Annotated in this window: 1 protein-coding gene and 1 pseudogene; both read left to right on the top strand. The window is 66.7% G+C overall.

The window, feature by feature from the left end:
- Positions 1-150: 150 nt before the first annotated feature.
- Positions 151-1,059: pseudogene (locus CLV70_RS41930) on the top strand (transposase); the annotation flags it as partial.
- Positions 1,060-1,166: 107 nt separating this feature from the next.
- Entirely contained in the window at positions 1,167-1,541 is a 375-nt protein-coding gene (locus CLV70_RS41935) for a transposase (protein ID WP_281260541.1), read from the top strand.
- Positions 1,542-1,702: the final 161 nt, after the last annotated feature.

Consider the following 1,702-nt stretch of genomic DNA (forward strand, 5'->3'; position numbering starts at 1 on the left):
CCTCCCCTATTCAGAGGGGATATGACTGATCGAGGTCAGTGAAAGAAAGGTGCACCTGACCTGCAAGGATGTGGGTGTCGAAGCCATGTCCACAGCAGAATCGGGTGCACCTTCCTGGTGAGTAAGAGTAAAGGGTGGGACCAGCGGCTGGTGGTCGGCTCCGGCGCCAGGGGCCTGGTCGGTCACGCGGGTGCGGTCCTGCTGCGTAGATGCGCGGACCGAGTGGGTCTGACCAGCGGTGTGAACAAGGTGCTGCCGAGGGGCGAGGGCCCCGGTTGGTGGGATCGCGGCACGGTCCTGGTATCACTGGCGGTCACGATCGTGCTCGGTGCCACGAGCATGTCCGACATCGCGTTGCTTGCCCATCAGGACCTGGTCTTCGGCGACCGGCCGTCGGAGTCGACCGTCCGGCGAGCGTTGGCCGGTCTCGATGAGAGGACGCTGAAACGAATCGGTAAGGCCCGGGCCAAGGTCCGCGCCCGGGTCTGGGACCTGCTCGCCCGCCGCCCGCAGGGGTTCCCGTGGCTGGTCGTGGCCGGGAAACTACTGGCCGGGTGGGTGGTCATCGACCTGGATGCGACCCTGATCACTGCTCACAGCGCCAAGCAGGGCGCGGCGGCCACGTTCAAGAAAGGTTACGGTTTTCACCCCCTCGGCGCGTGGTGTGCGAATACCGCGGAGAGCCTGGCCATGCTGCTGCGCCCGGGTAACAGTGGATCGAACACCGTCGCTGATCATGTCCGGGTCCTCGGTGACGCGATCGACCAGCTGCCGGTCGCCTACCGGCGCAAGATCCTGATCCGTATCGACGGGGCCGGCGCCACCCACGAACTCCTCGAACACATCGAGGCGATGAACCGGGCCTGGCGCAGCGTGAAGTTCACCGTCGGGTGGACGATCACCGACGCCGACGAGACCGCGATCGACCAGGTCCCCGCCGACGCCTGGACCGACAGCCTCGCTCAGGACGGCACGGCCGCCGAGAAGGCGCACGTCGCCGAACTGACCGGCCTCAACCAGCGCCTGGACAACTGGAACGGCCGGCTACGGCTGACCGTGCGGCGCACGAAGCCGTCGGCCCGGCACCTGAGGAACTCACCGACCTGGAGAAACGCACCGGCTGGCGGTACCAGGTCGTGGCCACGAACATCACCCGCATCGCGGGCGTGCCCGGCTCCCACCAGCCGCAATGGATCGATGCTTTGCATCGCGCGCACGCCGGCGTGGAAGATCAAGTCCGGCATGCCAAGACGATGGGCTTACGCAACCTGCCCAGCAAAGCCTGGACCGTCAACCAAGGGTGGGTCCTCGCGGCCAACATCGCCGCCGACCTGACCGCCTGGATGAGGCTGCTCGGCCTGCACGACCAGAAGGATCTCTCCCACGCCGAACCCGACACCCTGCGCTACCGGCTGCTGCACCTACCCGCGAAGCTGACCACCCACGCCCGCCGCCGCATCCTGTCCATCTCCGAGACCTGGCCCTGGGCCGACGCATTCACCCTCTGCTGGCAACGCCTCACCCGGCTCCCGGCCACCTGACCAGCAAATCTCTGCACCCCACAGCAGAAAGGCCGCTTCCCGAGAGCCGGAGACCTCGCGCGTCCACAGCGACACGTGGCGATCCCGCACCCACCGTGAGTGGACAAAACGGTCAAGCCGAAACGGTCAGACAGGGAGCAAAAACCTCTGACGGATCGAGG

The sequence above is a fragment of the Pseudosporangium ferrugineum genome, assembly GCF_003002065.1.
Classification (GTDB): domain Bacteria; phylum Actinomycetota; class Actinomycetes; order Mycobacteriales; family Micromonosporaceae; genus Actinoplanes; species Actinoplanes ferrugineus_A.